The sequence below is a fragment of the Candidatus Cloacimonadota bacterium genome, from assembly GCA_020532355.1.
Taxonomy (GTDB): Bacteria; Cloacimonadota; Cloacimonadia; order Cloacimonadales; family Cloacimonadaceae; genus UBA5456.
In genome coordinates this window covers 1-5,563 of the sequence record JAJBBD010000314.1, presented here as the reverse complement: position 1 = coordinate 5,563, position 5,563 = coordinate 1, and the positions used below count along the sequence as shown (strand labels likewise).

Sequence of the window (5,563 nt, the reverse complement as noted above, 5' to 3'; positions counted from 1 at the left end):
CTGTCCACAGATTCGCACAGGTTTTCACAAATTGACAAGATAGGAACCTAATTTTATTGATGATGTGAAGGTGCTGTGAAAGGCTGGCTCAGTTCTGGTTTTAAACTCTTGCTTGACATAAAGTGGCGGTTCAAAAAGATTGATTCAAATTATAAGATTTTTATAAGGAGCAAGATAAATGAAACAGGGAATTCACCCAAAATATGAGAAATCAATTATCACTTGCGCCTGCGGAAACACCTTTGAAACTAAAAGCACCAAAGGCAATATGCAGGTGGATATCTGCAACGTGTGCCATCCCTTTTATACCGGCAAACAGAAGATAATGGACACAGCCGGTCGCGTTGAGAAGTTTAATAGAAAATACAACCGTAAATCAGACAACTAGATTTCAAAACCGCTTTATACGCCAGTCTTCCTTTTATGGGGGAGTGGCGTTTTTGCATATTACTGAGGAATAATTAATGAAAAAAGAAATTAACGTGGGCGGACAGGCGGTTATTGAGGGTGTGATGATGCGGGGGCCAGATAGATTGGCCACTGCAGTTCGCCGTCGCAATGGAGATATTGAGCTAAAAGTAAGTCCCTTCATCAGTGCCACGCAAAGAGTTAAATTGTATGCTTTACCCATCATAAGGGGTTTTGTTTCGCTTATAGAAATGATGAAGATCGGCTTTTCAACGCTTACATTTTCGGCCGAACGATTTGAGTTGGATTTGAAAGAAGAAGCCAAAGAAAAGGGTGAAAAGTACAAAGAAAAAAGCAAGGCGGCCGAAAAACGCGAGGAAATCCTAAGCTTTGTGATAGCTTTTGGTTTGGCGTTTTTGCTTTTTGGATTGTTGCCTTATAAGATATCCGATTGGTTAAATCTTTCCAAGCAGGATTTTTACTTCAATCTCTTTGCCGGTAGTATCCGCATTGTTTTCTTTGTTATATACATCTGGCTTATCTCACTGATGAAGGATGTAAATCGTCTATTTCGCTATCATGGAGCAGAGCATAAAAACGTGAATGCCTACGAACATAATAGCAATCTTGAAATAGAGGATATCCAAAGCTATACTACCATCCATCCTCGTTGTGGTACCAGTTTTATGTTTTTTGTGTTGTTGGTAGGCATACTGGTATTCTCCATCACCGATACACTTGTTTCCGCTTTTATCTTGGGCGGTCCGGTACCGGTTTATTTGCGTTTGGCATATCACATCCTGATGATCCCCATTATTTCCGGGCTCAGCTATGAAGTTCTCAAGTTTTCGGGGCGAAATCTCAAGCACCCTATAGTAAGGTTTATGACTGTACCGGGAATGGCTCTTCAACGAATAACTACTCAGGCACCGGACGATAAGATGGTGGAAACGGCATTAGTGGCAATGAAGGCAGCGTTAGAAATGGATTACAGCGAGCACAACGTAACTATTTTGGAGAATTAAGTGATTCCCATCGATAAATTAGATGCTTTGCAAACAGAATTTTTTGAGCTACAAAACAAAGTGTCCGATGCATCTTTGATGAACGATGCTCGCCAGTATAAGCAGTTGATGCGCCGATACAAAGAGTTGGAAGCGATTACAGGGTGCTATCAAGAATATCTATCCACACAAAAGCAAATATCAGATGCCCAACACATATTGGATAGTGAAAAAGAGCCGGAAATGCAAGCCATGGCCAAAGATGAGATATGTAACCTTGAAGCAAGTATGCACAGAATTGAATTGCACTTGCGCGATTTACTTATTCCCTCCGATCCTAATGATGAAAAGAATGCTATCATCGAGATTCGAGCAGGCACAGGTGGAGAAGAGGCAGCGCTGTTTGTGGCAGATTTGTATCGGATGTACAACTATTATGCCGATCTTAAGGGCTGGAAAAAACAAATCATCGATGCCAACGAAACGGGTTTGGGCGGGTATAAGGAAGTGGTATTGCAGCTATCTGGAGAGAGTGTTTACGGCTTAATGCGTTTCGAAAGTGGAGTACACCGTGTGCAACGAGTTCCAGTTACCGAATCTGGAGGCAGAATCCACACCTCAGCAGTTACGGTGGCAGTTCTTCCCGAAGCTGAGGATATCGATATTGAGATTAACGATAACGATTTGCGCATAGATGTCTATCGCAGTAGTGGTAATGGTGGTCAAAGCGTTAATACTACAGATTCTGCGGTTCGCATAACCCACATACCTACGGGGATAGTGGTTACCTGTCAGGACGAAAAATCACAAATAAAAAATAAAGCAAAAGCTCTAAAGGTTTTACGCAGTAAATTGCTGGATTTAGAAATTAGCAAACAAGAACAAGAAATAGCTTCCTCAAGACGTGCTCAGGTATCTACAGGTGACCGTTCGGCAAAGATTCGCACCTACAACTTTCCCCAATCGCGAGTAACGGATCATAGAATAAACTTGACAAGTTACAATTTGGATAGTTTCTTGGCAGGAAATATCGATGAATTCATCCAATCGCTACGCATAGCTTGGAGGAATGAGAAGGTAAACGAATAAATGTTGCAAATCTTGCTAATCTTAGTAGTTCTAATATTCTTTATGGCATTATCTCTATTTTTTTCGGGTTTGGAAACAGGTTTGATTTCCATAGATCAAATTGCTCTAGAACATAGTTCACGGCGAAATCGGCGGGACGCTTCTCTATTGCGTTTTATCCGCAAGCCCGATAAGTTTTTGGGTACTACATTGATAGGCAATAATATTGCAAATGCCATTCTTGCTTCTCTTTCTACTCTATTTGTAGCGCGGTTGGAAAACTTTGCCTTTGATGCACGTTATACATCTTTGATCGTTGGCGCTATTGTACTGATATTTGGAGAGATAGTACCAAAGGCAGTGTTTAGGGATTATGCCGATACAATAGTTCCCAAATTCTATCCCCTTCTTATATTCTTCTATTACCTGTTTCGTCCCTTAGTGGCAATTGTCAGCTATATCAATTTAGCGTTACGCAAATTTTTGCATCTAACTGAAAACAATCAGTATGACTATCTTACCAAAGATGATATCAGTTTTCTTTTGGCAGAAACTGGCGATGATAGCTCTATGCAGCCGCAAATTGAAATGATAGAGGATGCATTGGACCTCAAAGAGTTGGAAGCCAGAAATGTGATGGTCCCACGCACCGATATTGTGGCTATAGAAGAAACAGCACCAATATCTGAAGTAATTGAATTGGCTCAAGCAGAAGGTTTTACTCGATACCCTGTTTTTCGTAATACTATAGATGACATAATCGGAGTTCTGATTATCTACGACATTCTCAAACGTGATATTAGCAAAGATATGACTGTAAAAGAGATAGTGCATGAGCCTCTGTTTGCACCAGAAAATATGGATGTGGACGTTCTGCTAAAAGAGATGCAATCGCAAAGAAAATCTATGGCAATAATTGTGGATTCCTATGGTGGAACAGCCGGAATTGCGACAATTGAAGACATTCTGGAAGAGATTGTGGGCGAGATAGAAGACGAATATGATGACGATGAAAACGCCGATGTAGAGCAGATAAGCGCCAACACCTGGATTGCCATGGCAGATGTTGAAATAGACACATTAGCAGATGATTATGGTATAGATCTGCCTCAAGGTGATTATGAAACCATAGCCGGACTTATCTTAGATCATTTGGAAAAGATACCTCATCAGGGGCAATTTATCGAAATTGAACCCTATAGAATCCAAGTGTTACAGGCAACCGATAAAAAGATAGTAAAAGTAAAAATACATAAACAAGCGAGGTAAATGTTATGAAATTGATGGAATGTGTCCCAAACTTTAGCGAAGGTAAAGACCAAAGCATTTTGGATGCCATTGCCGCAGCCATTACAGCGGTTAAAAATGTGTCACTTTTAGATATAGATCCTGGAGCCGATACAAATCGCACAGTATTTACTATGGCAGGCGAACCGGAAGCTGTAGTAGAAGCGGCATTCCAAGCCATCAAAAAAGCATCTGAGCTTATAGATATGAGCAAACATCATGGTGCTCATCCTCGCATGGGTGCTACCGATGTGTGTCCCTTTATTCCCATTTCGGATATCACTATGGAAGAATGTGTTGAATATGCACGCAAACTGGGTAAAAGAGTTGGTGACGAATTAGGCATACCGGTTTATTTGTACGAACATGCCGCCAGCAAGCCAGAATGGAGAAACCTCGCTAATGTCCGTTCCGGAGAATATGAAGCTTTAGCCCAAAAGGCGGAAGACCCATATTGGAAGCCAGATTATGGTCCACATGCGTTCAATTCAAGAAGCGGAGCAACTGCAATTTCTGCTCGTGAGTTTCTAATAGCTTACAATATCAATCTTAATACCCGAGATAAAAAGAAAGCTCACGACATTGCTCTTACCATACGTGAAAGTGGCAGAGCCGCCCGCGGAAAGGACGGGAAAATGCTCAAAGATGAGAATGGCAACAAGATTATGGAACCGGGAATCTTTACCAATTGTAAAGCTGTGGGTTGGTATATAGATGGCTACAACCGCGCTCAGATAAGCATTAATCTTACCAATTATAAGATTACCCCAGCTCATAAGGTTTTGGATAAAGTGCGAGAACTTGCCACAGAAATGGGTATTCAGGTTACCGGAAGCGAATTGGTTGGTCTTATTCCCAAAGCAGCACTTATAGATAGCGGTAAATACTATTTGCAAAAAATGAATGAATCTACCGGAATTCCGGAAAAGATGATAATGGAAACAGCGATTCAATCTATGGGTTTGGCAGAACTCGCACCATTCGATCTGGATAAGAAAGTTATAGAATATGCCATAGCCAAACAAGATCGCTTAAGTGCTATGACCGTAGAAGATTTCTGTGATTTGCTCTCTACAGATGCTCCTGCTCCTGGTGGAGGCTCGGTGGCAGCTCTGTGTGCTGCTATGAGCGGAGCGCTCTCGGCAATGGTAGCGAATCTTACTATCGATAAAAAGGGCTATGAAAATGTGCAGGATCAAGCTTATGAATATGCGCCGATAGGGCAGAGCATCAAAGAAAGCGCTATGCATTGCATAGATGTGGATACAGATGCCTTTTATGCTATGATGGATGCCATGCGATTGCCCAAAAAGACAGATGCAGAAATCACCTATCGCAATGAGCAAATTGAGCAAAGCACTCAAGCTGCAATTATGGCGCCATTGGAGACCCTAAGGATATCTTATGAGGCTTTGACATTGGCAGATAAAATATGCCAAATAGGCAATGTAAATGCCCTTTCCGATGCCGGAGTAGCCGCGCTTATAGCTCTGGCAGCAGCAAAGGCAGCTTATTTCAATATCAGAATAAACATTACCGGTATTACCGATGAAACCTTCAAACAGAATACATTAGCAGAAGCCGAAGAGCTTTTAGCAAAGTGCACAACTATATCTAACAAAGTGGAGAACGATGTCAATTCCAGATTGTAGATGATATTGTATATAATTGGCTTTACTCGAGCCGGCAAAACCACTCTGGCTAATAATCTTGCTTTAATATGGCATATTCCTGTCTTAGATACCGATGACTTGTTTCGTAAAGCCTACCAAACCAGCATTGAAGAATTTGTCTCG

The 5,563-nt window shown here is 41.4% G+C and carries 6 protein-coding genes; all 6 read left to right on the top strand.

Features of this window, described 5'->3' with window-relative positions; all coding sequences use genetic code 11:
- Window positions 1-178: 178 nt before the first annotated feature.
- Window positions 179-388, top strand: coding sequence for a 50S ribosomal protein L31 (rpmE, locus tag LHW48_10740; GenBank protein MCB5260923.1), 210 nt, complete (start codon window positions 179-181; stop codon window positions 386-388).
- A 76-nt stretch (window positions 389-464) separates the two neighbouring features.
- A complete protein-coding gene (locus tag LHW48_10735; GenBank protein MCB5260922.1) occupies window positions 465-1,433 on the top strand; it encodes a DUF1385 domain-containing protein in 969 nt (322 codons plus the stop codon).
- The gene (prfA, locus tag LHW48_10730) at window positions 1,434-2,501 is read left to right on the top strand and encodes a peptide chain release factor 1 (GenBank protein MCB5260921.1); all 1,068 of its coding nucleotides are present in this window, start codon (window positions 1,434-1,436) and stop codon (window positions 2,499-2,501) included.
- A complete protein-coding gene (locus tag LHW48_10725; GenBank protein MCB5260920.1) occupies window positions 2,502-3,749 on the top strand; it encodes a hemolysin family protein in 1,248 nt (415 codons plus the stop codon).
- Window positions 3,750-3,754: 5 nt separating this feature from the next.
- Window positions 3,755-5,419 (top strand): glutamate formimidoyltransferase, encoded by a 1,665-nt coding sequence (gene ftcD, locus LHW48_10720; protein MCB5260919.1) that lies wholly within the window; start codon window positions 3,755-3,757, stop codon window positions 5,417-5,419.
- A partial coding sequence (locus LHW48_10715) for a hypothetical protein (GenBank protein ID MCB5260918.1) occupies window positions 5,420-5,563 on the top strand: 144 nt, incomplete at its 3' end.